Source organism: Nocardia brasiliensis, from assembly GCF_011801125.1.
Classification (GTDB): Bacteria; Actinomycetota; Actinomycetes; order Mycobacteriales; family Mycobacteriaceae; genus Nocardia; species Nocardia brasiliensis_C.
On sequence record NZ_CP046171.1, the window covers coordinates 5574098 to 5599748 of the forward strand.

Genomic DNA, 25651 nt, shown 5'->3' on the forward strand with positions numbered 1-25651 from the left:
TTGTCGGAGAACACCATTCAGCTCGCCGTACTGGACATGGCCGGTACCACCGTGGCCGACGGCGGCCTGGTGCTGCGCGCCTTCGATGCCGCGGCCACTGCCGCGGGACTGGCGCCAGAAGGACCCGAGCGAGCGGCGGCCCGCGCCTACGTGCTCGACACCATGGGTCAGTCGAAGATCGCCGTGTTCCGCGCGCTGCTCGGCGACGAGGCACGCGCACAACAGGCGAACCACGCGTTCGAGACCGCGTACGAGGCGCTGATCGATGAGGTCGAGATCGCCCCGATTCCCGGTGCCGCCAAGGCGATCGATGAGCTGCGTGGCGCGGGCGTCAAGGTCGCGCTCACCACCGGCTTCAGCCGCTCGACCCAGGATCGTCTGCTGCACGCGCTCGGCTGGCACGACCTCGCCGACCTGACGCTGGCCCCGGCCGACGCCGGACGGGGACGCCCCTACCCAGACCTGGTGCTCACCGCGCTGCTGCGGTTGCGGGCCGACGCGGTGGATCGCGTTGCCGTGCTCGGCGATACGACCAGCGACATCGCCACCGGCCGGGCCGCGGGCGCACGGATCGTCGCAGGAACGCTCACCGGCGCCCACGACGAGACGCGACTGCGCGCGGCGGGCGCCACCCACGTGGTGGCCTCGGTCGTCGAATTCGCCGAACTGATCCTGACCGAGCAGCGCTGACCCGCGGCACGGCACCGCCCACGACCGACCCGCAGACACCCACCGAACCGAAAGTTGTAGTCACGTGCGCACTTCCCCGCCGCGGCCCCGCCCGGCGCGCCGCCTGTCCCGTGCCGCGCTGCTCGTCGCCGCCGTCCTCACCGTCGCGGTCACCGCGGCCTGCGGTGGCACCGGCACGCGGAGCGCGAACGGCACGACCGTCACGGTCTACTCCGCCGACGGCGTAGGCAGCTGGTATCAGAACCGGTTCGCCGAGTTCGAGAAGCAGACCGGCATCGCGGTCAACCTGGTGCAGGCCGGCTCGGGCGAGGTCGTCAACCGGGTCGACAAGGAGCAGTCCAACCCGCAGGCCGACCTGCTCGTCACGCTGCCGCCGTTCATCCAGAAGGCGAAAACCGCAGGGCTGCTTCAGAACAGCGGCGTGGACACCGGCGCCGTCCCGGCCGCCGACAAGGATCCCGATGGCGAGTACGTCACGCTGGCCAACAACTATCTGTGCTTCATCGCCAACCCCTCGGTCGATGCGAAGGCGCTCACCTGGGACGCGCTGTTACGGCCGGAATTCAAAGGCAAACTCCAGTATTCGACGCCGGGCCAGGCCGGCGACGGCACCGCCGTGCTGATCCTGCTGCAGCAGTTGCTCGGCAAGCAGCGCGCGCTCGACTACCTGGCCTCGCTGCAGGCCAACAATGTCGGGCCGTCCTCGTCGACCGGCAAACTGCAGGCCAAGGTCGACAAGGGCGAGCTCAGCATCGCCAACGGCGACGTGCAGATGAACCTGACCACGATCAAGGAGAAGGGCTCGAAGTTCAGCGTGTTCTTCCCCGCCACGGCCGACGGCAAGCGATCGACCGTCGCGGTGCCGTACGTGATGGGCCTGGCCAAGGGCGCACCGCACGCGGCCGAGGCGAAGCGGCTGATGGAGTTCTTGCTCTCGGCACCGGCCCAGCGGGCGCTCGGCGCGGACGCTTTCGCGGTGCCCGCGCGCGCCGAGCTGCGTGATGCCGCTGACACCGGCTCGGGTCCGTCGCCGAGTTCGGTGCTGCGGGGCGTCGAAGTGCTGCCGATCGACTGGAACAAGGTGCTCAGCGAGCTGGACGGCGACTTGGCCGCGTATCAGAAGGCCACCGGTAGCTGAAAAGCCCTAGCGCACAAAGGAGTCGACCATGTCCGCCGGTGACGCGCAGACCAAGACATCCACCTCCGCCCCGCCAGGGACAGCAACCGACGCCGCACCCGCGATCGTGTTCGACCGGGTCGGCGTCAGCTATCGCAGCGGCCGCACCACGACCGTCGCGCTGGCCGATTTCACACTGCGCGTGGCCGCGGGCGAAACCGTCGCCCTACTCGGCCCCAGCGGGTCGGGCAAGTCGACCGCGCTCAAGGTCCTTGCGGGTTTCGTCCGGCCGACCTCGGGCGCGGTCCGGCTGGCGGGGCGCGAGGTCACCACGCTCGCACCGGCCAAGCGCGGGATCGGCGTCGTGGTGCAGTCGTACGCGCTGTTCCCGCACATGAGCGTGCGCGGCAATGTGGCCTTCGGCTTGAAGGCACAGCGCGTGCCGCGCACCGAGATCGGTGCACGCGTCATCGAGGCACTGGACATGGTGGGGATGGGCGCCTACGCCGAGCGACTGCCCAGGGAGCTGTCCGGCGGCCAGCAGCAGCGGGTGGCGATCGCCAGGGCACTGGCCATCCGGCCCAAGGTGTTGCTGCTCGACGAGCCGCTCGCCGCGCTCGACGCGCAACTGCGCCAGTCCATGCTCGCCGAACTCCAGCAGTTGCGGGCCGCGCTGCCGAACACGGCCATGCTGTATGTAACCCACGACCAGTCCGAGGCACTCGCGCTGGCCGACCGCATCGCCGTCATGCGCGAGGCCCGCCTGGTCGACATCGACACCGCCGAAAACCTCTGGCGCCGACCGCCCTCGGAGTTCACCGCTGCGTTCCTCGGTGGCGCGAACCTGCTGTCCGCCACGGTGCACCGGGTGTCCGGCGGCGCGGCACTGGTCACGGTCGGCACCAGGACGCTGCGTGCGCAAGCGCCGACACCCGGTGTCGGCAGGCAAGGTTGGGCGCCGGACTCCCCCGCGCTGCTGTGCGTGCGCCCGCACACCATCCGGATCGGCGCCACCTCCGAGCGGGATGCGCTGCGCGCCACGGTGAGCGCCACAGTATGGCGCGGTGCTTCGACCCGCTTGACGCTCGCCGTCGACGGGCTGGCCGACGACGTCGTCGCCGATGTCCCCGGCCACGCCGAGCCGCCCGTCGGCGCGGTCGTCGGGGTCTGTTTCCCTGATCCCGCCGGTGTCCTGATCCCGCACGCGGTGGGAGCCGACGCATGACCCGACGTCGTTGCCGCACCGGTCACGCTGTCTCACAACCTTTCCCACGGATCAGGGCAGGGTCGGGAGCGAAGCTCGGTGGCAGGTTCGCAATGGGAGGCCACGCGTGAGCGCGCCCGCCCTGCGCGAACCGATCGCCGAGGCGAGCCAGGAAAGACCCGCGCGACAACGCGACTGGAAACCGATGCTCTGGAGCCTGCCGCCGACCCTGGTGGTGCTGTGCGTCGCCGGGTACCCGATCATCCGGGTACTGGCCGAGTCCACCGTGACACCCACCGGCCGGGGCACCGCGGTGTGGTCGGACGTGCTCGGCTCCGATTCGTTCCGTAACGCGTTGTGGCGCACGGTGTCCATCGCCGCCATGTCGACCGTCGGATGTCTGATCCTCGGCACGTTCCTGGCCGTCGTGCTCGCCTTCGTGCCCTTCCCCGGCGCGCAGGTGGTGGGCAGGCTCATCGATACGGTGCTGACGCTGCCGTCGTTCCTGATCACCCTGGCGTTCACGTTCCTCTACGGCACCGCGGGCGCGGTGAACGCGCTGATCACCGAACTCACCGGCGCGAGAGCGCCCGCGGTGGACTTCCTCACCACGCCGCTCGGGGTGATCCTCGCCGAGATCACATTTTTCACGCCTTTCGTAGTGCGGCCGCTGCTGGCCGCGTTCGCGCAGGTGCCGCGCGAACAACTCGATGTCGCGGCGAGCCTGGGCGCTTCGCCGTGGCGCGTGCTACGCCAGGTGGTGCTGCCCGAGGCATGGCCTGCGCTGGCGGCGGGCGGCAGCCTGGTATTGCTGTTGACGCTCAACGAGTTCGGCATCGTGTTGTTCACCGGGGCGAAGGGTGTGCTGACGCTGCCCGCGCTGATCTACACCCGCGGCATCGTCACCTTCGATCTGCCCGGTGCCGCGGTCCTCGCCTGCGTGCAGGTGGCGCTCTCGCTCACGCTGTATCTCACTTACCGGTTGTTGTTCGCCCGGCTCACCGGCGCGCCGCGGCAGGAGGGCTGACCATGCTGGTCTGGACGAGAAGCGGCAAGGCGATCCTGCTCGCGGCGTTCGCGCTCGTGGTGTGCGTGGTGTTCCTCGCCCCGATCGCCACCGTCGTGGCGGCCGCGCTGGCGGGCAGCTGGACCGGCCCGCTGCCCTCGAACCTCGGCTTCGCCAATTTCGGCAGGGCGCTGTCCGGCGAGCAGGCGGCTTCCCTCTCGGTGAGCCTGCAGACCGCGCTGCTGGCCGGCGCCGTCTCGCTGGTGCTCGGCACCTGGGCGGCCCTGGCGGTGCGCGAGGCGCCGGGTTGGTGGCGGCGCGGCACCGACGCGGTGTTCCACCTGCCGGTCGCGGTGCCCTCGGTCGCCATCGGCCTCGGCGTGCTGATCGCGTTCAACGAGCGGCCCGTGCTGCTCGGTGGCACGAAATGGATTGTCATCCTTGCCCATTCGGTGCTCGTGCTGGCCTACGCGTACAGCGCAGTAGCGGCCGCGCTGAACCGGATCGACCCCGGCTACCGGCAGGCCGCCGAGTCGCTGGGGGCCGGACCGGCCCGGGTGCTGTTCCAGGTGACGCTGCCGCTGCTGCTGCCCGCCCTCGGCGCGGCCGCGGGCCTGGCCGTCGCGCTGTCGATGGGCGAGCTGGGCGCCACCGTCATGGTTTACCCGGCCACCTGGAAGACACTGCCGGTCAGCATCTTCGCCCAGACCGATCGCGGCGAGGTCTTCGACGCCGCGGCGAGCACCACCCTGCTGGTGCTGGTCACTCTGGTGGCGTTGGTCCTGCTCGGACGGATCCGCGGCCGCGCCGCCGTGCGCTGATCCGCCGGCGACGGCCACGCGGCCGGTGGACGCCGCATGGCGTCGAGAGATGAGCCGAAGTTCCTGGACACGGCACTAGGATGGCCGAGTGACCGCACTTCCGTTGATCTTCACCGCGGGCTGGGCGAGCGGGGTGAACGCGTACGCCGTCGTTCTGCTGCTCGGTATCTTCGGGCGCACCGGTCTCGCCGATTCGGTACCCGCGGCACTGCAGCGGACCGACGTGCTGATCGCCGCCGTGGTGCTGTTCGTGGTCGAGGCGGTGGCCGACAAGATCCCGTACCTGGACTCGTTCTGGGACGCGTTCCACACCGTGGTGCGGCCCCTCTCCGGCGCGGTGGTCGCGGCATTGATTGCGGGACAGGACGGTTCGCTGCCGGAACTGGCGGCGGGCGCGGTCGGCGGGTTCAGCGCACTGGCGAGTCATCTGGTCAAGGCGGGCACCCGGATGGCGATCAACACCTCGCCGGAGCCGTTCAGCAACGTGGTGGCGAGCACCGCCGAGGACACCGCCGTCGCCGGAATCGTCACGCTCGCGATCTTCCATCCGATCCTCGCGGCCGTCATCGCGGGTGTGCTGCTGCTGATCGGCTTGCTCTTGGTGGTCCTGCTCGCCGCCCGCATCCGGCGTTACCTGCGCCGTCGCAGGCAACGTCGCGCGGCCGGGACCGCACCCGCGACCTGACCGGCGCGGACCTTCCCAGCACCGACCCAGCGGCATCCGAAAGGCGGGCCGTCGAACCATGGCAGCACCGGCGACAAAGCTCCTGAAAGACCTCGAACCGTTGTCCGCGCCGCAGCGCAGGCGCGCGATCGCCGCGGCGGCGCTGCGCCTGACCGGCACGCCCGAACTCGATGCGCTGCTCGGCGACCTCGCCGGACGCGGCCACTACGAGCGGGTCCTCGCCGTGCAATTGGCAACGATCGCCGCCGACCGCACCTTCCTGCTGACCCAACTCGACTCGGCGGAAACGGAATTCGCCTGCCGAGCACTGGCCGGGCTGGTGCGGATCGGTGTCGACCCGGCCGACCTGGTCGCCCGGGTGCCGCGGATGGCGCAGCGCACCCGGCGCACGCTGTATCGCGTGCTCGGGCGCCGCTCGGCGGGCGCGGAACTGGCCGATGCGCTCCTGCCGGAGATCCGAACACATTTCGGGGATGCCGAAGCGGCAGGCATGGTGTCCTGTTGCTCCGCACCGGTGGTCGCCGCGCATCTGCCGGAACTCGCCTACGCCGTACCGAACTGGCGCACACTGCACCGCGAGCACTGCGAACAGGTGCTCGGTCACCTCGAGGGCCTGGCCGCCACGGCCAATGAGGCGCAGTGGCCGCGGCTGTGGCGGTGGATCGCCGCGGGGGCGGACAGCACCGCGCTGCGCCACCCGGACCGGCTGCTCGCCCTCGCCGCCCGCGCGGTGGACCACATCCCGCTTTCCGGACTGCGGACCATTGTCGGCGCGCTGGCCAGGCACGACGTGGACGCGGTCGTCGCCTTGATCCTGCACCCGAGTGGCCGCGGCACCGTCCTGACCGGTCGTGCCTTGTTCACCGCGTTGCGCGAGCTCCCCGACGACCGGTTGATCGCCTTGTGCACCGCTTACCCCGATGCCCAGCGACGGCGATTGCTGCGCGCGCTCGCGCCGGCGCGGCGAGCCGCGGTGATCCAGGTGTTCCTGCGACCGGGCGTCGATCCCGCGCAGGCCGATCTCGACGCACTGGATCAGCTCCCCCGCGACGAGCGGGCCGCCCGCGCCCGCGCGCTGCTCGCCGCGCACGGCGGCACCGAGGTTCGTGCAGTCCGCGAGCGACTGATCGCCCGGCTCCCCTGGGACGAAGCCGAACCCGTGCTGCGCGAGAGCATTCGCCGACCGACGGCAGAGGACCGTGCCCAGGCCTATCCGTTGCTGGTGACCGCCGCGATCGGCAGCCGCGATCCCGAGGTCGTCGGCGTCCTGCTCGATCTGCTGCGGCGGTTGCGTAACGAGCAGGACCCGGTGCGGCGCACCGCGTTACAGGCAATCGGCGATATTCCGCCCACGCTGCTGCGCAGTGCCCATCTGCCCGCGTTGACGATCCTGACGACCGACGCCGTGCAGGCCAGGGACCGCTCCGGAGCGACCGTCGACGCGATCGGCCGCATCGCCCGCACACTACTGGTGCACAGCGCCCGCACCGACGACCCGGACTTCGCGGCGGCGGCGCTGTCCATCATCGAAAGCCTTGCCGCGCACGAGAGTTCGGTGCCACTGTGGCGATTGGACCGGGACCTGCCGCGCGGCGCCGAGCAGCGACTGTTCGACGCGCTGCGCACCCGGCTCGACAGCGCCGCGGCCCGCGACGAGTGGACGCTGACCCTGCGCCTCGCGCAGGGCCTGGACCGGCGCGCCTGGCAGGTACCCGCCTTGCAGCAGTTGCTGTTACTGGCCTGCACCGCGCGGGACGACCACGTCGTGCGCACCGCCGCCGAACTGGCGCTGGCGAATCCGGCCACCCGTGACGAGCACCTGGCCACCCTGCTGAACCGTGATCGCTCCCTCATCACGCTGCCCCGGGTGCGGCAACTGATCGCCACCCGGCGCACCGATCTGCTCGACCTGGTGCTCGCCGGTGCCAATCCGGGCCGCTTCAGCTCGGCCAAAGTGCGTGTGGTGCCCGACTTCTCGACCGGCTTCGCGCACTGGACACCGCGCCAGGTCGAGCAGTACGCCCGCGCGCTCGCCGCGCTGGTGCGCTCGAAAGACGCCGCGCCGTGGGAGAAGACCTGGGCGATCCATCGTTTGAGCCGCCTGCCCGAGAGTGTGCCGCGCCTGCTCGGCTATCTGGAGCATCCGGACCGCACGGTGGCCGAGGCCGCGCTCTCCGCGCTCGGCGGCAGCGAGCAGGCCGTGACGGCGCTCGAGGTGCTCGGCCGCTACGTGGCCACCGATCGGGCGCGGGTCGCGGTGAGCGGCATGGCTTCCCGCGCCAGAAGCATCGCACCCGACCAGCTCGCGGTGGCCCTGCGGCCGCTGCTGGACGCGCCGAAGATCACCGCGCGGAAAGAGGGCTTGCGCCTGCTCGCCGCCCTGCATGCGCCCGAGGCGATGGCCGTTGTCCGCGCGTTCTGGGAGCACCCGAACCAGCATCGAGACGTGCGGCGGGCCATCGTCTTCGGGTGCCGCTGGCTGCTGCGGCACGAGGACGCGTGGCAAATCCTCGGTGCGGCGGTGCGCATTCCCGATGTGGCGGACGAGGCGTTGAACCTCACCCCCGACCTGCTCGCCATCCCGCAGCGGCAGCGGATGGCCGAGCTGGTCCGGACGGTGGCCGCCGACCCCGATATCGCGCTCGCGGGCGCGGCGCTGCGGGTGCTCGGCACCTGGCACCCATGGGCGCCCGCCGACACCGGTGACCTGTTGGTACGCAGGTTGACCGATCTCAGTGAGGTCGGGTTGTGGCGCAAGGTGGTGCCTGTGCTCGTGCACGGCGGTTTCCATGCCCATATCCCTGCGGCTGTAGATCGACTGCTCGCGGCGGCGCAGGTCACGCTGCCCGATCGGGATCTGCCCGCGCGACAACGACTCTCGGTGTTGCTCGACACGCTGGTCGGGGCGGCCGAACGATCGGAACAGGCGCGCGCGGTCGCCGCGACCGTCGCCGAACGGCTCGCGGACGAGCCCGCCCTGCGACGCTCGGCCATCGATCTGCGCCTCACCCTGATCCGGTGGGTCGACGCGGATTCGGCCGTGCCACCGATCCGGCAGGCGTGCGCGCACGCGCACGGCGCACTGCTCACCTACCCGATGCGGCGACTACGGTCCCGGATGACGACCGCGCTGAACCTCGTCGACGCGGACACCATGGCCGCGGTGGTGCGGACATTGACCACCGACTCGACGGCCGCGGCCCTGTGCGCACTGACGGTGGTCGCGCAGTGCGGCAATCATTTCGGCTGGACCCCGGTCTGGGTCGAGCTGCTGGCCCGGCTGCGGGCACACGATCAGGACGATGTGCGCTTCGCCGCACACGAGGTCTGCACGGTTGCGGAATGATCAAGGTAAGGAATTCGCAGCGGGCGTGCCGCGCCAGTCGACCACGCGGCACGCCGGGCGAGGCGCCCCGTTGCGCCCGCCGCCACTGTGCGACAACGTGAATGCCCGAGCGAGATCACTGGTCGGATGATTGTGCCCGGCACGCTGTCTGATGGACAGTGGCGCCGTCGGGAGCGAGCGCCACTTTCACGAAGGCAATCGACGTCGGCCGTCGGCCACATCGGTTACCAAATCAGTGTACCCGTCAACGAGTTCTGCCAAGTGGTACCAATGTTTATGGGTATTGTCGCTGCGCACGCCCTCGGTGTCGATGGCTTGATTGGCGTCCACCCAGCTGCGCGCCATTCGGTCGACCACCGCGCCGAGACTTTCGGTGTGCAGCGATGCGCCATGGCGATGCCGGGGCAGCTCCTTACCGATCCAGTCATTGATATCGTCGACCAGTTCACTTCTGCGACAGTCGATTTCAATGATCAAGGCAGGGTCCCCGACCTGCCGCCGCCGGGCATGTAGCTCGGCGAGGGCGTGTGCCGAGCGCAGCATTTCCCGGTCCTGGAAACGGCGCCCCTGAAAGGCACACAACAATTGCGGAGCAGTCGGCAGTACCCCCACCGTTGGCGCACTCATGCCTCCACCCCGACTTCACCCGACACCAACGCGCTTTGTACCAACATAATTGGCTCTCGATTCGGTTATCCCGGTCATCGGATCGGTTGTTCACAACTAGGCTAGCTGGATCATGCTCTTACAGATGCAAGAACGCAAGAGTGCGTCCGCATTGCTGCACCAAATGTGTCCTTCGGCCCTTGCGCCGCCCATCGGCGCACTGCCACAACAACTTCGGGCCACCGAGCACAACGCCATGACCAGCGACTTCCGCCGAATAGACCGGTCGATCCGGTTACCGCCGCGCAATCGAGGATTACCGACCAGTCTGTCTCTATATCGCACGAGACGGGACCGAAAGCCGATGCCTTCGCGCCCGTACCCGTAATCGCGAAGCGGAACCGGCGTTCAACGCATCCTGGTGAACGAGGAGTAATGGTCCGCCGTGTACCAGGCGGAGTGATCGTTGCCGGTGACTATTCGCTCGGCGTCGCGATTGCGCCCCGGCTGTTTGATGTTGACGTCCCACTCCCGATACGCGATCGCCTTGCCGCCCGCGTCGGTGCGCGGCAGGGTGCCGTCGCGGTTCTGCCAGGTCCCGCCGCCCTTGGTGCCGGAGCCGTCATTCGGCGGCCAGGTGCCCGCGTCGATCCGCGCGAGCGTGTCCCAGGCGCGCTGCGGGACACTGGCGCCGACCAGCACGATCGACTCGGCCGCCGCGGGCCGCGCCTGCTGCTGCGCGGGCGTCGCCAGGCCGAGCACCAGGGTCAGGCCCGCCACCAGCGCGGCAACGGTGAATCCGAATCGCTTCGCTATCGATGCCACCCCAGTCATAGCCGCCGAACCTACTGCCCCGAGCCGAACGCCAGGTTTCCTCAGGTTTCGGTGCGGTGAAGATTCGGGTGCCATCGCTCGGCATGAAATGCCATGTGTGCCCGCGAACCTCGGTTCCGCACAGCATGGAACGGGGTACGCTCGGATTTTCGCAGGCGCACGGCGGAGGGAATTCGGCATGGCAGGCAAGCGCACCGTCCTGACCGTGCGATTGCGCAGATTGGCCGCGATGCTGCACGAGATGCGCGAGCACGCGGGGCTCAGCAAGGAAGAGGTGAGCACCCAAACCGGTATCAACGTCACCACGCTGTATCGGATCGAAACGGCGCAGGCCCGGCCGCAGCGACGCACGCTGCAGGCGATGCTCGACCTGTACGGCGTCACCGACGAACAGCGCGACGACGCCAGCGAATTACTGTCCGACGCACTCAAGCCCGGTATGTCACGGGCCTACGAGGGCAGCGTGTCCGAGGTCTATGCCGCCTACATCAATTTCGAGGCCGAGGCGCTCTCCGCGCGGCACTACCAGACCTCGACCATTCCTGGATTGCTGCAGACCATGGAGTACGCGACCGCGGTGATCGACACCTCGATGCCGAAGGTGGAGGCGTCGGTGATGGAGGACCGCGCCCGCGCCAGAATGGATCGGGCCGCCAATCTCACCAAGGACGAACCGCTCGAGCTGTGGGTCGTGATGGACGAGGCGGCGATCCGGCGCACCGTCGGCGGGCCCGCGGTGATGCGCGGCCAACTGGATCGGCTGCTCCAGGAGACCAAGCGCAAGAACGTGATCCTGCAGATCCTGCCCTTCGACGCGGGCGCCCATCCCGGCATGGCGGGCTCGTTCACGCTACTCGATTTCCACGACCCGGCCGATCCGGAGCTGGTCTACGTGGAGGGCATCGCGGGCGATGAACTCATCGAGGGCCATCCCGAAATCCGGCGCTTCGGCGTGATTTTCGACCAGCTGCGGGCCATGGCACTGAGCCCGCGCGATTCCGCGGCGATGATCACCGAGGCCGCGGCGAAGATGGGCTAAGTTCGGCTGGCGCGGCGGTAGCCGACGGCCGCGGGCACGGCGAACACCACCATCGCGCCGACCGACCAGGCCACCGTCGCCAGCAGCGGCGCGCGCACCGGGCCGCCGAGTGACAATCCGCGCATCGCGTCGATCGCCTGGGTCATCGGTTGATGCGCGACGATCGGTTGTGCCCAGCGCGGATACGCGTGCAACGGCGCGAAACCCGTGCTGAAGAACATCAGTAGCGACGATCCGAGCGAAACGGCCTCCACCAGCGCGGTTTTCGCGGAGAACACCGCCACGGCGGTGACCATGGTGGCGAAGCCGAGCCCGTACAGCAGCGGCACACCGAACAGCGCGAGTCCGGCCAGGGCTCCCTGCTCGAAGCGGAACCCGAGCAGCAGACCCACCCCGAACAACACCAGGGTGCACACCAGTATCCGGACCGCCTCGGCGAGGATGCGCGCGGACAGACCGGACGCCCGATGCACCGGCAGCACCCACAGCCGGGCCAGCAGACCCTGATCCCGTTCCCGGCCCAGCGTGATCGCACCGGCCACCGAGCCCGACATCACCCCCACCAGGGCCACCATCGGCACCGAACCGTAGAGGGCGCCGGCACCGGCGAAGGCCGAGATCTGCTTGCCGAGCACGGCATTCAGCACGAGCAGCAGCAGCGCCGGGAACACCAGCGACTGCATCGTGGTCAGCGGGTCGCGCACCCAGCGCCGCAGCAACCGCCGGGTCTGCACGAGGGTCTGCGGCACCAGCAGGCGCCAGGTTTCGGTCCGTCCGGGCACCACGGGCAATGCCGTCACGGCGATGCGGGCGGTGTCGGTCATCCCGACCTCCGCATGGCGACCAGCACGCCGAGCCCACCACAGAGCACGAACAACACTGCCACCCAAGCCAATCCGGGACCGAGTACCCGCCACCCGACGACCCCCGCGTTGCCGCTCGGATCACCGGCCAGCGCGCGCATCGCGTAGACGAACTGCGACACCGGCTGGTTGCGCGCGAATCCCTGGAGCCAGGAGGGGAATTGGTGTGCGGGCGCCAGCCCCGTCGACACCAGCCCGAGAACCAGCTGCGGGAAGATCAGCGCCTGGGTGATCGCCTCCGGCTTGGCGACCACGGTGCCGATCAGATCCGCACCGAGCGTCAACGCCACCGCCACCAGCAACGCGAAAGCGACGAAACCCAGTGTTTCCAGCCAACTTCCATAGAAGCGCACACCGATCACCCAGCCGCACACCAGGGCAACGGCCAGCGAGACCGCGGCGCGGTACAGCGCGGCGGTGATCCGCGCGGCCAGCGGCACCGCGGCTGGCATCGGCAGCGACCCGAACCGCACGGTGAGCCCGTCCGCGGCGTCGGTCGCCGCGCGCAACGCCGCCGACGTGGCACAGAACGCCACCGCCTGCATCACGATCATCGGCAGGAGGAACTGCGCGTAACTGCTCAGTCCGTGCCCGTAGCCGCTCATCACCAGGTTCAACGGCACATAGAACCCGAGGGTGAACACCGTGGGCGCGACGACCGCGGTGACCAACTCGCCGTTGCGCCAGGACGGCCGGATCAGTCGGCGGGTGAGCACCCACCACTGCGCGAGCGCGCCGAAACGCGGCCGCGACACCACCGGCGGCAGGCTCATCCGCACGCTCTCATCCTGCGACCGCACCCTCTCATCCTGCGCAAAGCCGTGTCGGTTCCCGGGGAACCCGCACCGGTCCGCATGTCGCGGACCCGGTCCTAGGAGATACCGAGACAGCGGGCGATCCGGTTCACCACACCGGCTGCTTTGCGGCGAAAGTCGAGATCGGTCGACTATTTTCGACTGATTCCGGGTACTTCATCCATCTGTCGCACAGAGATCGGGAGGGGACCATGGCCGACACCACCGCCGAGCGGGCCGCCGAGCCGGAGCTGAAGCGGGTGATGGGCCCCGGCTTGCTGCTGCTGTTCGTGGTGGGCGACATCCTCGGCTCGTCGATCTACGCGCTCACCGGAAAGGTCGCGAACGAGGTGGGCGGCGCGGTCTGGGTGCCGTTCGTGGTCTCGTTCCTGGTCGCCCTCGTCACCGCGATGAGCTATCTGGAGCTGGTCACCAAGTATCCGCACGCGGCAGGCGCGGCGCTGTACACCCACAAGGCGTTCGGCATCCAGTTCCTCACCTTCATGGTGGCGTTCGCGGTGATGAGCTCCGGCATCACCTCGGCGGCGACGGCGTCGCGCGCCTTCGGCGCCAACTTCGCCGAGGCGCTCGACCTCGACCTCGGCCCGGGCGCGATGATCACGCTCATCGCGCTCGGGTTCATGCTCGTCGTCGCCGCGATCAACCTGCGCGGCGTCAGCGAGGGCGTGAAGTTGAACGTGCTGCTCACCTGCGTCGAGCTGACCGGTCTGCTGATCGTCATCGGGATCGGGTGCTGGGCGCTCGGCGTCGGTGACGGCGACTTCAGCCGGATCACCGAGTTCGAGACCGGTGACCGCAGCGCGGTCGGCGGCGTCATCGCCGCCACCACGCTGGCGTTCTACGCCATGGTCGGATTCGAGGACTCGGTGAACATGGCCGAGGAGTGCAAACAGCCGAGCCGGATCTTCCCGAAGGTACTGCTGGCCGGTCTCGCGATCACCGCACTGATCTACGTGCTGGTGTCGATCACCGCGGTGGCCCTGGTGCCGATCGCCGAACTCGGCCAGGGCGATACGCCGCTGCTGCAGGTGGTGCGGGTCGGCGCGCCCGCGTTCCCGACCCAGATCTTCGCCTATATCAGCATGATCGCCGTGGCCAACACCGCGCTGATCAACATGCTGATGGCCAGCCGTCTGCTGTACGGCATGGCCAGGCAGGGCGTGCTGCCCAGGCAGCTCGGGCGAGTCCACTCGGGCCGGCGCACGCCGTTCGTGGCGATCCTGTGCACCACGCTGCTCGCGCTCGGCCTGATCGCGTTCGTCGGCGAGGTGCCCGAGCTCGGCGGCACCACGGCGCTGCTGCTGCTCGCGGTGTTCACGGTGGTCAATGTCGCGGTGCTGGTGCTGCGCCGAGATCAGGTGTCGCACGAGCATTTCCGGACCCCGACCGCGCTGCCCGTGATCGGCGCACTGACATGTGGCTTCCTGGTGACCCCGTTCACCGACCGCAATCCGCAGCAGTACGTGATCGCCGGCGTCCTGCTGGGCATCGGCGTCGTACTGTGGGCGGTCAATCACGTCGCGATCAAGTATCTGAACGCGGAACCGGCCGCCGCGCAGCCATCGACGGAGTGATCGATCCGATTGCCGGACATGATCATTCTCATGTCCGCGGCGCCCGGTTCCGCAGATGACGCGGAGCGAACCGGTGGGTAATGTATGCCGGGATGACCAGCATGGACGCGCGTCTCGGTGATGCCACCCGAACCGTGCCCCTCCCCAATCCGTGGGATCTGTCCGCGTACCTCGCCGCTGTGGCCGCGCACCGGGGGCGCTCCATCACCCTGCACACCGCGCCGCGGGCGGTGCTGCACGAGATCGGTTGCGGCGCGGGCGGTCTGTGGGTCGCACGCACGCACGACGACATCATCGTCTACGACGACGAGGCGATCGAACGCAACGTCGACCACCTCGTCCTGCACCAGGTCGGCCATATGCTGCTCGAGCACGGCGAGCGGCAGGATCGCCCGGATCCGCTGCCGCCGTCGCTGGCCGTGCTGCTGCCGACGATGTCGCCGCGCTCGATCGAACACGCGCTGGGACGCGGTGATTTCGGGGAAGAACGGGAGCGGGAAGCGGAGGTGTTCGCCGACATGACGATGGTGTACGCGACGCTGCCGCGGCGGCGGGCGCGCTCGTTTCGACTGTTCGGCCGCGGCCGGTAGTCACGGGTGATCGTAGGGATCCTCGGGTAATCGGCGAATCCCGTGGCGCAGGCCGTCGATCAGGTCCTGGTAGCCGTCGGCCAGCGCCTCGATGCGCACCCACGCGTCGTAGAAGACCGCTTCCGGGGCGTGGGTCAGCGCGGTGATCGCCTGCGCGGTCATCTCGGCGAGCTGATCGACCAGCCTGCCGACCGTTTCGGGGTGTTCGACCGCGGCCAGTTCCGGGATCGGGGTGGCCAGGGTGACCCAGCGATCGATGCTGCGAACCAACTGGATCCGCCTGCGATCGATCTTGATGGATTCGGCCGCGGGCGTCCGGTCCCGTGCCAGATGCAACTGCGCCAACTCTCCGGCGGCCTCCAGCATCGGGTGATCGGCGTGCGGGAACCCCCGCAGCGCCGCGAGCAGCAGGAACTTACCGGGGATGGCCCGGTCGTTGCGCGAACGGTTCACGTCGGCGGCGCCTGACACACATCGATAGCGTGAACGAGAGTGCCCCCCTCCACGTAGTTTTTCACCCACTTCCGTCGGTCCGACACGCAGCGTTGGCCCAGCTCCCCACCAGTCGGCCGCGGCATCCCTCGGGCTTCGGCTAACTCTGAGTGACCACACCATAATCTGCCACTCGGAAGTAATTTTCCGGGATCATGCCCAAGCGACGCGCCGTCGCAGCCAATCCCGGGCAAGCCCGGCGAAGACCCGCTGATGCGCGCGCAGCTTCGGCGAACTCGGTATCGCGGCCCTGCGTGAGTTGGTGGCCCAGTATCCACCCATCGCACACACCACCGCATCGATGGCCCCCGAATCGATGCCCGCGGTCACCGGGTGCGCCGCGAGGATCGGATCGGGATCGACCCCGGCGGCCGCGAACGAGGGCGCCAACAGGACCAGATCCACCCAGGCGGCGCCCCGGCAGGCCCATGCCCAGTCGACCACGAGCACCTGCCCGTCCGGCTGCCGCAGCAGATTGCTCGGACTCAGATCGGTGTGCAGCAGCGTCTCCCCGGAAGCGGCTGCGAGCCAAGTGCTTTCGAGGTCGGCCAGCCGGTCCAGCTGCCGCAGCGACCACCCGTCCAGATCGGCGGGCGGGCCGTGCTCGGCGAACTCGCGCCACCCGGTGAACGCCGAACCCAGCGCGTCCGCGATGGTAGGCACCCGCGCCACCGGGTTGGGGGTCAGCACCCGCGCCATCCGCTCGACGGTGCGCAGCACATCGGCGCGCTCCCCCGGATCGGCCAAGCGCGGATGCTCCCCCGCCACCTCGTCGAACGCGGTCACGAACCAGCCCGCGATGTCCGCGCCGAACCGGCACCGCGGCGCGGGCACGCGCCGCGGCAGGCACAGCGCCGTCCGGGTCTCCGATCGGTATGCCGCCGCCAGTTCGTCCCCGCCGTCGATCGCCTTCACGAAGACGCGGGCGCCGCCGGTCAGGGTCAGCCGGACCGCCAGCCCGTGGCTGAATCCGCCGCGCTGGCCGACCGCGCGCAGTACCCGGCCACCGAGGCGCCGTTCGATGCCCGTCCTGACCTCGGGCGGCACTTGCGCCCAGTCGATTCGGAAGGCGGTGTGCTCCGCGCTGTCGGTCATGCTCACATCCTGTGCGGCGACCTGGCGGATCTCCACCGATTAAGCGGGCACGCCGCTCAGCCGACGTCGGCGAGGTAGTCGGGGCCACCCACGTAGGTCGTGTGCCCGGACTCGGCGGTCGAGGTGGTGGCTTCGGCCACGGCCGTGGCGAATTCGGTGACGGTGGGCAGCGGGGCCTGGTCGCGCCGGGCCGAAACCGCGTCCGGATTCCGGCGTTCCAGCAGCTGCACGATGATCGTGCCGTCGATCATGTCGCCGGAAACGATGTGCAGCGGGATGTTTCGTTCGGCGAGCAGCGGAATCATCGCGCGCAGTGCGTCTTCCCCGGCGCGCTTGCTCGCGGCGATGGGCTCGTAGTCGGCGGGCACCGGCTTGCGTCCATGGAAATGCGCCTGGTGACTGGTGACGAACACGATCCTGGATCCGGAAGGCATGTGCGGCAACGCGAGTCGCACCAGCCGGGTCTGCGCGTCCCGGTTGATCGCCATGGCGTACCCGGGCGCGGCCTGGCGTTCCAGCCCGCCCGAGGCGTTCAGCACGAGCACGTCGAGCCGCCCGAACCGCGCGACGATGTCATCGATGAGCGCCCGGGTGGAGTCCGCGTCGGAGATGTCGGCGCCCGCGGTGGACGCACTACCCCCGGCGGCGCCGATCGCGTCGGCAATGGCCTTGGCGCGCTTGAGCTTTTCGCGATAGTTGATGATCACGTGATCACCACCGGCCGCCAGGATCCTGGCCGTTTCCGCGCCGATGCCGCGGGACGCGCCCGTGATCAGGACGACCCTCTGTCCGTCTGCTTCGCCCACCGTCGCCCTCTCGATCGCGGACCGGACGGCCCGCAGGATTGCTTCTAATTCAGAACCACTATGGTAGTTCTAAATGAGAAGTGCAAACGGGGCGACGCCACCCAACGGCGGGCGAGATCCGGCGAACGCGCCGATCCTCGCCGCGATGGATCTGCTGGGTCAGCGCTGGATGCTGCGCGTCCTGTGGGAGTTGGAACCGGGCCGCCTCGGCTTTCTCGAGCTGCGCCGCCGCATGGACAACTGCTCGTCGAGCATGCTCTCGGTCCGGCTCCAGCATCTGCAAACCGCGGGCCTGATCGTCAAGAACGCGGACAAGTCCTACGAGTTGACCACCGCCGGAACCGAACTCACCGCCGCGCTGCACCCGCTGTGGGCCTGGTCCCGGCACTGGGCCCCCGGCGAGGGCGAAACGGCGGTTTGACCTTCGGCCTACCTGAGACTTCATGATGGCCGGGTGGCCGAGTCCGACAGATTGATCACCATCGGGGTGCTCGCGCGAGCCAGCGGGCTCACCGCGAGCGCGCTGCGCTTCTACGACGACTGCGGGCTGCTGGTGCCCGCCCGGGTAGACCCGCTCACCGGCTATCGGTACTACACCGAGGACCAACGCGACCGCGCGACACTGATCCGCAGGCTGCGGTCCATCGAGGTACCGCTCGAGTCGATCGCCGAGATCCTGACCGGCGACGCCCGCCGCGCCGAGCGACTACTGGATCGGCACGTGTCCGAGCTGCACCGGCGAGCCCGCGCGGCCGCCCGCGCGGCCGCGACGATCAAGCGGGAACTGGCCGCCGCACCGGCCGGCGACCGGGTCACCCTGCCCGCGGCGGTGCTCGCGGCGGCGTTGCGGCAGGTGCGCGGCGCGGCGGCGACCGATCCCGAGTTCCCGGTGCTGACAGGCATTCAGCTCGAAGCGACCGCGGCGTCGCTGACGCTGACCGCCACCGATCGGTATCGACTCACGACCAGGAGCGTCGTACCGCGACAGTCGCACGGCACTGACTGGTCGCTGGTCCTCGACACACGCGAGCTCGATCCGATCATCGACTGGCTCGACACCCTCGACTACATCGTCGCGGCGCCGACGGATCACGGCCTGCTGCTCAGCGCCGACGAACAGCGCTGCTACGCCGTCCTCGACGAGCGGTTCCCGGACTATCGCGCGATGCTCGGCGCGCTCGCACCCGCTCGGCAGCGTGTGCTCACGGCGCGCGGCGCCCTGCTGGCAGCGCTCGAAAGCTCCGCTGCCACAGTTCGATTCGAGGCCAGCGCCGCCGCGCTCACGATTTCGGACGAACACGGCGCAGTGCGCGGACTGCCCGCCGAGAGCATCGGACCCGATCTCGGCCTGACCTTCGCCACCGCGACGCTGCGCCCCGCGATCCAAAGCGCCCTCGGCCCGGATCTCATGTTCGACATCGCGGCCGCCGACCAGCCGGTCGTCGTCCGCTCCGCCACCGACGGCGACCTCACCACGCTCGTGATGCCGACCCGCCCGAACACCCCACCGGAAGGAACCCCATGACCACGACCGACACCACCATGGACGCCATCACCCACGCGGTGGAACTCGGCCGGGCCGGTCAGCCCGGCGACGCCCGTACCGCACTGCTGGCGATCTGGGATTCCTTCGGCCCCCAGGGAGATCCACTGCATCGCTGCACCCTCGCGCACTACCTGGCCGACCTGCACGACGATCCGGCCGAGGCGCTCGCCTGGGATATCCGCGCCCTCGACGCCGCCGACAGCCTGACCGACAGCCGTGCCCAGCAATACCACCCGTCCCTGCGGGTCGGCGGGTTCTATCCGTCGCTGCACCTGAATCTCGCGGACAACTACCGCAGGCTCGGCTCGTTCGACGCGGCCCGCCGCGAGATCGAGGCCACCCGCTCGGCATTGCCGGAACTCCCGGACGGCCCCTACCGCACGATGATTCGCACCGCGTTCGACGAAGTGGAAGCAGCGGTGCAGGCCCGGGACACCGCACGGCGCCCATCGGCCCCGACCGGCCGACCGGACTGACCGGACGCCGGCGTCGGAACCGAACCCGGGTCATATCACGAAGAATGGTGCGACCCGCTCGGTGCGCGCACCCATCTACTAGGCCGCACGCTCGCAAATTTAGGCGGTATGCGAAGCCGCCGGGAACCAACAGGTTTAGGCTGTGCGCCGTGGTCGAACCCCAACCGCCAATCGCACCCCATCCCGGCATCGCCCCGTTGGCTCCGCTGCTCGGCACCTGGCGCGGCAACGGACACGGCGAATACCCGACCATCGAGCCGTTCGACTACCTGGAAGAAGTCCGGTTCGGTCATCTCGGCCGCCCGTTCCTCACCTACCGGCAGCGCACCCGCGCGGCCGACGACGGCCGCCCGTTGCACGCCGAAACCGGATATCTGCGCTGCCCGAGCCCGGATCGGGTGGAGTTGATCCTGGCCCATCCCACCGGGATCACCGAAATATGCGAGGGCGCGCTGACCGTCGACGACGGTGCGCTGCACCTGGAATTCGATTCGACCAGCATCGGCCGCACCAGCACCGCGAAACTCGTTACCGCGCTCGGCCGTACCTTCCAGGTCAAGGGCGACACCATCGATTACACGGTGCGCATGGCCGCGGTCGGCGAGCCGCTGCAGCATCACCTCGCCGCCACCCTGATCCGCGCCGAGTAGCCGGAGAACTCGCTCGCGGCGTTTCGATGGAACCGAACGTCGTCGTGTCGCGTCGAACCTGTATCGGACCCGGACGGCCGCGCCCAGTGCCTCGTCCGGCGTAGCCGATCCGGTACCGCAGGACGCGACGGGAGGACCGATGGCCGAAGAGCTCCACGTACGGCCCGATCAGCTGGACGAGCTCGCCGCCACGCTGCGCGGTCTGGCGGGCCAGGCCGGCTCCGCGCGGGACTATGTGGCCACCTGGTTCGTCTTCGGCTCGCACGACGGCCGGATCTACGCGCAGGTCGAAGCGATGCTCGACGGGATGCGCCGCAATCTCGAGGCCGAGTACGGCACTTTGCGGACCGCGAGCGAGGCCGCGGCGAGCGCGCTCAGCAAGAGTGCCCAGGCGCACCGAGACACCGATTCGGCCACGGCACAGCGCCTGAGCGCCGCCGGTGTCGAGGACCCGAGATGACCGGCCCGGCGGCGGCTTTACGCAGTCCCGAGGCCGCCGATCCGCTGCCCGGCTGGATTCCGTTCTTCGTCGCCGGCGACTACATCGCCCCGGCCTACTACATCGGACAGGCCGTCCAAAGCATCACCGGGACCGATGTTTTCGGTCTGGCCTCGGAGTTCGTCGCCGGTGACTGGGCGGGCGTCGAGCAGGCCGCCGACGCCGCCGGGAAGCTGGCCGGATTCGATGCCGCTTTCCACGAGGCGCTCGACACCGAGGGCAGGCACCTGCTCGCACGGACGTGGCACGGCAGCGCGGCCGACCAGGCGCGCGACCACTGCCACCAGCTCGCGAGCACCGTCGAACGCCAGTGCAAGGCGCGCCAAGAGATCGCGCGCGCACTGCACGGCATCGGCAACGCCATGCTCGACCTGGCTCGCCTGCTCGGCGACCTGCTCCAGGACATCGTCGACCGGACGATCATGTGGCTGGTCGAGATGGCCGCCGCCGCAACGCTGTCCACCACGCGCGACGGCGGGGCCCGCGCGGTGGCCGCCGCGCACGCCGGGCTGATCTTCGCCGGGTTCGAGCAGATCCTGACGGTGACCACCGGCGCGTGCAAAACCGTCGTCGATCTCGGGGCGACCGCGTTGGCGCTGTCCAGCAGCCGCACGGACGCGCCACCGTCGCCGGGCGCCGCGACCATCGCCTCGGGAGCGTGATCGCATGCCACAGCAACCCGAGGTCGTCTTCGATGTGGCGCGCGGTGATCTCGGTGCGGCGCGTCACCTGCGGCGATCACTCGAGGTGCTCGCGGCCTCGGCCACCGACCCGCAGCTGCGCCGCCACCTCACCGAGGTACTCGCCGGGCGGGCGAGCATGCGGGAGTTCGGCCGTTCCGAGACGTTCGCGCGGCTGCTCGACGGCATCGCGCAGGACATGTTCCACCGAGCGGGCGCGATGCCGGCCGCCGAGCGCGAACGGCTGGCCGCGCTCGGCCGGGCGGAACTGGATCAGCTGCGCGAAACCGACGAGCCTGCCACGGCCCCGACCACCGGCGTCCCGGGCAGCCACGCTCCCGACCCGGACGACAGCTACTTCGAGGGGCATCGGCACCTCGGCTGGCTCGAGTAGCCGCGACCGGAACCTGCGACGGAGGCGGTGCGGATGCCGGGGCGCGGCACGTCGCGGTTTTACTGCCATGCGTTTCGGCCGCGAGTCGCACCGGTGAATCGCGAGTCGCACCGGCGAATACCGAAATATGGCTCGCCCCGGCGCGATTGAGCACGACGCACGCTCGCTGTCCGATTGCGCTCGACGCCCGACCGTTCCGGCATTCCCCATCACCCGCGCCGAACATTTCGACGGTACCGCCACGGCGGCAAACAGGATTCGTCGCCCGCGTCGGCAATCGCGGCGTTCGATCCGACGACAACACCCGGCGAGCGTTTCCCGTCCCGGATTTCCCTCTTCGAAATAGCCCGTCGGCAAATCGACACCGACCTCGCTCCGGGGGATCATCTCCCGCACCGTGAGCAATCCGTGACAAATCCGACACCGAAACCGAGCAGCGCCGATTCCGAAAGGGACAATTCGTCACCACCCGCGATTACGGCCCGCGCACGAAACAAACCGCCTCGGCAAAATCCGGATACCGTCCGCCGGACAGCGGTGCGCACATAATTTTCTCTGCCCGAATCGACCGTTCCGTGTACTTGTTCCAGCATCGGCCGATTTCGCGACAATCCGGCGCGACGTCTGGGTAGTCTCACCGCAGACCCTTCCAGAATGTGACCCGCGCCACTTCGGTCCGCGATGCGCTATCGGACACATGTCCCTGTTCCCCGAAACGCATCCACATTACGGTTCGATAAATCAGCAAACTTTCAGTCAACTTCGCGTGGCAATCCCACCCGAACCAGGAAAGAACCTTCCCCCCCGTCGACACCCCTGACCCGAGGGAGCCGAACAATGAAGCGTTCCACCACGATTCTGGCCAGCGTCGCGATCATTCTCGGTGGCGCGGCGACCGTCGAAATTCTGGACGGCGGCGACGCCGGCGCCATCATCCTGGAGCACGGCGCGACCACCAGCAATCAGCAGGCAGGGCCCGGCGTCGCGCAGCGATAGCGGTCAGTAGCCGCCGGGCAGCGCGGCGAACATATCGCGGGTGACCGCGACCGCGTTGTCCGAACTGCCGCCCTTGACCAGCAAGGTCGCGAACGCCATATCCCCACGATAACCGACGAACCACGAGTGCGAGCCGCCCTCGACCTCGGCCTCACCGGTCTTGCCGTACACCTCGCCCTGATCGGCGATCCGCTCGGCCGTGCCGCCGGTGACCACCCGGCGCATCATCGCCCGCAACCCCGCGATCACCTGCGGGTCCGGCGCGTCCCCGCCGCCCTCGACCGTCGTCGGGCGGCCGGCGATCAGGTACGGCACCGGCAGCGAGCCGTGCGCGATCGTCGCCGCCATCAACGCCATCCCGAACGGGCTGACCACCACCTTGCCCTGACCGATGCCGTCCTCGGTGCGCTGCACCAGCTCGTCCGCGGGCGGCACCGAACCGGTGAAGGTCGGCAAGCCCGCGATCGCGTAGCCGGGGCCGATGCCGAATTTCATGGCGGCGTTGTGCAGCGCGGTGCCGGGCAACCGGCTGGCAATGGTGGCGAACGAGGTGTTGCACGACCGCTCGTACGCGGTGATCATCGGGACGTCGCCGACGGTGAAGAGATTGTAATTGGGAATCATGCGTTCCCCGATGGTGATTCGGCTCGGGCAGGGCAGCACCGTGTCCGGCGTCGCGATCCCGGTCGACATCGCCGCGGCCGCGGTGACGGTCTTGAACACCGAACCGGGCGGGTACTGGCCGATGGTCGCCACCGGGCCGTCCCGATCGGCCGCCTTGTTCTGCGCGATCGCCAGGATCGCACCGGTGGAGGGGCGAAGCACCACCATCATCGTCTGGTCCGGCCGCAGGTCGACGGCGCGTTGCGCGGCATTCTGCACGTTGCGGTCGACGCTGAGCGAGAACGACGGCGCCGGTTGCGACGGCGTCTCGGTGAGCACATCGGTATCGACACCGTTGGCGTTCATCGTGACCACCGACCAGCCCGCCTTGCCGTCCACCTCCGCGATCACCGTCTTGCGCACCTGCGCGAGCAGATCGGGCGCGAAGTCGCGGTCGGTGGGCACCAGATCCCATTCGGAGGTGAGGCGCACGCCGGGCAACCCGATGAGATCGGTACTCACCTGGTCGAATTCGTTCTCGTTGAGCATCGTGACGGTATAGGCGCCCGTGGTCGAGGTGGCGCCGGTCCGGATGGCCTCGGCGGTGAGCCGCGGATCGAACCGGCTCAGCGCGGCCGCGAGTGCGCCCGCCACCGCGCCCGGGTCGGGCGCGTTCGCGGCGGTGAACACGACCCGCGACACCTTGCCCGGCACCAGCACATCGCTGCCTGCCTGCTCGTTCACCCTGGCCCGCGGCGCCGGGTTGGCGCGCAAGGCGAGGGTCTGGGTGTCGCCGAGCTTCGGGTGGATGTTGGACGAGGTCCAGCGCACCCGCCAGCGTCCCTCGCTGCGCCCCATCTGCAGCTGGCCGGTGTAGCGCCAGGTCCGGTCCTTGGGCAGGCGCCACTCGTAGGTGTAGTCGACGGTCGCGGTATCGCCGCTGACCCGCGCCGATCCGGTGCGCGCGACCAGCCCCTCCGCCTGTAGCTTCTCCCACGCGGAACTCAGTGCGGCAGTAGCCTTTTCGGGCTGGTTGGTGAATCTGGCCGCGGCCGAGGGATCGTGCTCGGCGAAGGCAGCGACGAAGTCGTCGGCGACGGGCGTCGGGCCCTGCGGGCCACTGCCGCATCCGGCAGCGGACAGCGTGAGCACCGTGACGCTCAGCGTGACGAGCAGCGATTTCCGCAACGGTACCGTCCTAGGGAGAGCTCAGCCGGCGGGGCGGGCAAGCACGGCGACAACGGCACCGATGGTAGTGGCCACCCTCGGGCAAACCCCGGCGGCACTCCGTGTTTCAGTCGAGCAGGATGGTGGAGAACGTGGCGATCTGCCGGAATCCGACGCGGCTGTAGGCGCGCCTGGCGATCGCGTTGTAGTCGTTGACGTACAGGCTCGCGGTCCGCCCGGTGGCGACGACGGCGTTCGCGATGGCCGCGGTCCCCGCGGTGCCGAGGCCGTGACCTCGATGTTCCGGATGCACCCAGACGCCCTGGATCTGACCGGTGCGCCGGGACAGCGCCCCCACCTCCGCCTTGAACACGACCTCGCCGTCCTCGAAACGTGCCCAGGCACGGCCGGATTCGATCAGGCTCTGGATGCGCCGCCGATATCCGCGCCCGCCGTCACCCGCGCGCGGGTCGACGCCGACCTCTTCGATGAACATCGCGATCGCGGCGCCGAGATATCGCTCTATTTCGTCCGGGCGCACCCGGCGGACGTTCGGATCGGGTGTCGCCAAGGGAGGTTGGGCGAGCGCGAGCAATGGTTGTTCGCCGCGTAATTCGCGTTCCGGACCCCAATGGTCGGCCAGCATTTCCCACAGCGGCAACGCCAATTCCCGCCGCCCGACCACCGAGGACGCTATTCGAGGCCAGCGCACGGCCCGATCGGCGAAGGCGCGTAACGCCTCCTGGTCCCCGCGCAACGGCACCAGATTCGCGCCGGAGAAACACAGCGATTCGGACGGTCCGCCGCGACTCCACAATTCACCCTGCCCGCAGCGCGCGGCATCGAGGCCGAATTCCTGGAGCCGGGCCGCGACCATACACGAGGCCACCGGATCGGCGTCCAGAACTCGAAGGACCTGCGCCAGGTCCCGATTCGCGAGCTGCCGCGCGGGGACGTATTTCGCCCTTCGCGTCGGCTCCAGCAGACTCCGCACGGTGACAGCCTGCCACGAATATCGACGATGTGGTACGGCTATGCCGAACGCAACAGTGCTGCT

General features: G+C 69.3%; 27 protein-coding genes. 18 read left to right on the forward strand and 9 right to left on the reverse strand.

What is annotated here, in order from left to right:
• The 7 genes from F5X71_RS25215 (at position 1) to F5X71_RS25245 (ending at position 8869) form a co-directional block, all read left to right on the forward strand.
• Positions 1-690: a phosphonatase-like hydrolase gene (locus F5X71_RS25215; protein ID WP_167466722.1), complete on the forward strand. Its 690-nt coding sequence runs from the start codon at positions 1-3 to the stop codon at positions 688-690.
• Positions 691-754: 64 nt separating this feature from the next.
• Complete coding sequence (locus F5X71_RS25220) at positions 755-1828, forward strand: 2-aminoethylphosphonate ABC transporter substrate-binding protein (RefSeq protein WP_167464254.1); 1074 nt, start codon at positions 755-757, stop codon at positions 1826-1828.
• Positions 1829-1856: 28 nt separating this feature from the next.
• Entirely contained in the window at positions 1857-3032 is a 1176-nt protein-coding gene (locus tag F5X71_RS25225) for an ABC transporter ATP-binding protein (RefSeq protein WP_167464255.1), read from the forward strand.
• Between the two features lie 106 nt (positions 3033-3138).
• Positions 3139-4038: a 2-aminoethylphosphonate ABC transporter permease subunit gene (locus F5X71_RS25230; protein ID WP_167464256.1), complete on the forward strand. Its 900-nt coding sequence runs from the start codon at positions 3139-3141 to the stop codon at positions 4036-4038.
• 2 nt (positions 4039-4040) lie between these two features.
• Positions 4041-4838: an ABC transporter permease gene (locus F5X71_RS25235; protein WP_167464257.1), complete on the forward strand. Its 798-nt coding sequence runs from the start codon at positions 4041-4043 to the stop codon at positions 4836-4838.
• A gap of 88 nt (positions 4839-4926) precedes the next feature.
• A complete protein-coding gene (locus F5X71_RS25240; RefSeq protein WP_167464258.1) occupies positions 4927-5523 on the forward strand; it encodes a DUF4126 domain-containing protein in 597 nt (198 codons plus the stop codon).
• A gap of 58 nt (positions 5524-5581) precedes the next feature.
• Positions 5582-8869, forward strand: coding sequence for a hypothetical protein (locus F5X71_RS25245; protein WP_167464259.1), 3288 nt, complete (start codon positions 5582-5584; stop codon positions 8867-8869).
• Between the two features lie 186 nt (positions 8870-9055).
• On the opposite strand, the gene F5X71_RS25250 is transcribed toward F5X71_RS25245, so the two are convergent.
• Both F5X71_RS25250 and F5X71_RS25255 read right to left on the reverse strand, forming a co-directional pair.
• Positions 9056-9412, reverse strand: coding sequence for a DUF4254 domain-containing protein (locus F5X71_RS25250; RefSeq protein WP_167466723.1), 357 nt, complete (start codon positions 9410-9412; stop codon positions 9056-9058).
• Positions 9413-9883: 471 nt separating this feature from the next.
• Positions 9884-10309 carry a ribonuclease domain-containing protein gene (locus F5X71_RS25255; protein WP_167464260.1) on the reverse strand — a complete coding sequence of 142 codons (426 nt, stop codon included), beginning with the start codon at positions 10307-10309 and terminating at the stop codon, positions 9884-9886.
• A gap of 178 nt (positions 10310-10487) precedes the next feature.
• On the opposite strand from F5X71_RS25255, the gene F5X71_RS25260 reads away from it, so the two are divergent.
• A complete protein-coding gene (locus F5X71_RS25260; RefSeq protein WP_167464261.1) occupies positions 10488-11348 on the forward strand; it encodes a helix-turn-helix domain-containing protein in 861 nt (286 codons plus the stop codon).
• Here the strand turns inward: F5X71_RS25260 and F5X71_RS25265 are convergent.
• Both F5X71_RS25265 and F5X71_RS25270 read right to left on the reverse strand, forming a co-directional pair.
• The gene (locus F5X71_RS25265) at positions 11345-12172 is read right to left on the reverse strand and encodes an ABC transporter permease (RefSeq protein ID WP_167464262.1); all 828 of its coding nucleotides are present in this window, start codon (positions 12170-12172) and stop codon (positions 11345-11347) included. The two genes, F5X71_RS25260 and F5X71_RS25265, sit on opposite strands and share 4 nt — an antisense overlap.
• Positions 12169-13011: an ABC transporter permease gene (locus tag F5X71_RS25270; RefSeq protein WP_342803740.1), complete on the reverse strand. Its 843-nt coding sequence runs from the start codon at positions 13009-13011 to the stop codon at positions 12169-12171. The genes F5X71_RS25265 and F5X71_RS25270 overlap by 4 nt, the downstream gene beginning before the upstream one ends.
• Before the next feature lie 206 nt (positions 13012-13217).
• Here F5X71_RS25270 and F5X71_RS25275 point away from each other — a divergent pair, with 206 nt between their 5' ends.
• Together F5X71_RS25275 and F5X71_RS25280 are read left to right on the forward strand one after the other, a co-directional pair.
• Entirely contained in the window at positions 13218-14600 is a 1383-nt protein-coding gene (locus tag F5X71_RS25275) for an APC family permease (protein ID WP_167464263.1), read from the forward strand.
• Between the two features lie 92 nt (positions 14601-14692).
• Entirely contained in the window at positions 14693-15190 is a 498-nt protein-coding gene (locus tag F5X71_RS25280; RefSeq protein ID WP_238815461.1) for a hypothetical protein, read from the forward strand.
• Here F5X71_RS25280 and F5X71_RS25285 read toward each other — a convergent pair whose 3' ends face one another.
• The 3 genes from F5X71_RS25285 to F5X71_RS25295 all read right to left on the reverse strand — a co-directional run bounded on the left by F5X71_RS25285 (position 15191) and on the right by F5X71_RS25295 (position 17583).
• Positions 15191-15661, reverse strand: coding sequence for a hypothetical protein (locus F5X71_RS25285; protein WP_238815462.1), 471 nt, complete (start codon positions 15659-15661; stop codon positions 15191-15193).
• Between the two features lie 174 nt (positions 15662-15835).
• On the reverse strand, positions 15836-16777 hold the full coding sequence (locus F5X71_RS25290; RefSeq protein ID WP_167464265.1) for a phosphotransferase: 942 nt from the start codon (positions 16775-16777) through the stop codon (positions 15836-15838).
• A gap of 56 nt (positions 16778-16833) precedes the next feature.
• Entirely contained in the window at positions 16834-17583 is a 750-nt protein-coding gene (locus F5X71_RS25295; protein WP_238815463.1) for an SDR family oxidoreductase, read from the reverse strand.
• 73 nt (positions 17584-17656) lie between these two features.
• On the opposite strand from F5X71_RS25295, the gene F5X71_RS25300 reads away from it, so the two are divergent.
• The 8 genes from F5X71_RS25300 to F5X71_RS25335 all read left to right on the forward strand — a co-directional run bounded on the left by F5X71_RS25300 (position 17657) and on the right by F5X71_RS25335 (position 22824).
• Positions 17657-18004 (forward strand): winged helix-turn-helix transcriptional regulator, encoded by a 348-nt coding sequence (locus F5X71_RS25300; protein ID WP_167464266.1) that lies wholly within the window; start codon positions 17657-17659, stop codon positions 18002-18004.
• A gap of 33 nt (positions 18005-18037) precedes the next feature.
• Entirely contained in the window at positions 18038-19108 is a 1071-nt protein-coding gene (locus tag F5X71_RS25305) for a MerR family transcriptional regulator (protein WP_167464267.1), read from the forward strand.
• Positions 19105-19605, forward strand: a complete 501-nt coding sequence (locus tag F5X71_RS25310; protein WP_167464268.1) for a hypothetical protein — start codon at positions 19105-19107, stop codon at positions 19603-19605. Before F5X71_RS25305 ends, F5X71_RS25310 begins: the two co-directional genes overlap by 4 nt.
• A 149-nt stretch (positions 19606-19754) precedes the next feature.
• Positions 19755-20255, forward strand: a complete 501-nt coding sequence (locus F5X71_RS25315; protein WP_167464269.1) for a peroxynitrite isomerase — start codon at positions 19755-19757, stop codon at positions 20253-20255.
• 139 nt (positions 20256-20394) lie between these two features.
• Positions 20395-20715 (forward strand): type VII secretion target, encoded by a 321-nt coding sequence (locus tag F5X71_RS25320; protein ID WP_167464270.1) that lies wholly within the window; start codon positions 20395-20397, stop codon positions 20713-20715.
• Entirely contained in the window at positions 20712-21416 is a 705-nt protein-coding gene (locus tag F5X71_RS25325) for a WXG100 family type VII secretion target (protein WP_167464271.1), read from the forward strand. The genes F5X71_RS25320 and F5X71_RS25325 overlap by 4 nt, the downstream gene beginning before the upstream one ends.
• 4 nt (positions 21417-21420) lie before the next feature.
• Entirely contained in the window at positions 21421-21828 is a 408-nt protein-coding gene (locus F5X71_RS25330; RefSeq protein ID WP_167464272.1) for a hypothetical protein, read from the forward strand.
• Between the two features lie 837 nt (positions 21829-22665).
• Entirely contained in the window at positions 22666-22824 is a 159-nt protein-coding gene (locus F5X71_RS25335) for a hypothetical protein (protein ID WP_167464273.1), read from the forward strand.
• A gap of 3 nt (positions 22825-22827) precedes the next feature.
• Here the strand turns inward: F5X71_RS25335 and F5X71_RS25340 are convergent, their stop codons facing one another.
• On the reverse strand, positions 22828-24615 hold the full coding sequence (locus F5X71_RS25340) for a penicillin-binding transpeptidase domain-containing protein (protein ID WP_194250727.1): 1788 nt from the start codon (positions 24613-24615) through the stop codon (positions 22828-22830).
• A gap of 106 nt (positions 24616-24721) precedes the next feature.
• Positions 24722-25588 (reverse strand): GNAT family N-acetyltransferase, encoded by an 867-nt coding sequence (locus F5X71_RS25345; protein ID WP_167464274.1) that lies wholly within the window; start codon positions 25586-25588, stop codon positions 24722-24724.
• Positions 25589-25651: the final 63 nt, after the last annotated feature.

Bases quoted from the DNA above. Each gene is read 5' to 3' on its own strand.
- F5X71_RS25260 (WP_167464261.1), top strand. From the start codon at position 10,488: ATGGCAGGCAAGCGCACCGTCCTGACCGTGCGATTGCGCAGATTGGCC.
- F5X71_RS25245 (WP_167464259.1), top strand. From the start codon at position 5,582: ATGGCAGCACCGGCGACAAAGCTCCTGAAAGACCTCGAACCGTTGTCC.
- F5X71_RS25235 (WP_167464257.1), top strand. From the start codon at position 4,041: ATGCTGGTCTGGACGAGAAGCGGCAAGGCGATCCTGCTCGCGGCGTTC.
- F5X71_RS25300 (WP_167464266.1), top strand. From the start codon at position 17,657: ATGAGAAGTGCAAACGGGGCGACGCCACCCAACGGCGGGCGAGATCCG.
- F5X71_RS25335 (WP_167464273.1), top strand. From the start codon at position 22,666: ATGAAGCGTTCCACCACGATTCTGGCCAGCGTCGCGATCATTCTCGGT.
- F5X71_RS25320 (WP_167464270.1), top strand. From the start codon at position 20,395: ATGGCCGAAGAGCTCCACGTACGGCCCGATCAGCTGGACGAGCTCGCC.
- F5X71_RS25325 (WP_167464271.1), top strand. From the start codon at position 20,712: ATGACCGGCCCGGCGGCGGCTTTACGCAGTCCCGAGGCCGCCGATCCG.
- F5X71_RS25330 (WP_167464272.1), top strand. From the start codon at position 21,421: ATGCCACAGCAACCCGAGGTCGTCTTCGATGTGGCGCGCGGTGATCTC.
- F5X71_RS25250 (WP_167466723.1), bottom strand. From the start codon at position 9,412: ATGCTGCGCTCGGCACACGCCCTCGCCGAGCTACATGCCCGGCGGCGG.
- F5X71_RS25310 (WP_167464268.1), top strand. From the start codon at position 19,105: ATGACCACGACCGACACCACCATGGACGCCATCACCCACGCGGTGGAA.
- F5X71_RS25265 (WP_167464262.1), bottom strand. From the start codon at position 12,172: ATGACCGACACCGCCCGCATCGCCGTGACGGCATTGCCCGTGGTGCCC.
- F5X71_RS25275 (WP_167464263.1), top strand. From the start codon at position 13,218: ATGGCCGACACCACCGCCGAGCGGGCCGCCGAGCCGGAGCTGAAGCGG.
- F5X71_RS25225 (WP_167464255.1), top strand. From the start codon at position 1,857: ATGTCCGCCGGTGACGCGCAGACCAAGACATCCACCTCCGCCCCGCCA.
- F5X71_RS25280 (WP_238815461.1), top strand. From the start codon at position 14,693: ATGACCAGCATGGACGCGCGTCTCGGTGATGCCACCCGAACCGTGCCC.
- F5X71_RS25290 (WP_167464265.1), bottom strand. From the start codon at position 16,777: ATGACCGACAGCGCGGAGCACACCGCCTTCCGAATCGACTGGGCGCAA.
- F5X71_RS25255 (WP_167464260.1), bottom strand. From the start codon at position 10,309: ATGACTGGGGTGGCATCGATAGCGAAGCGATTCGGATTCACCGTTGCC.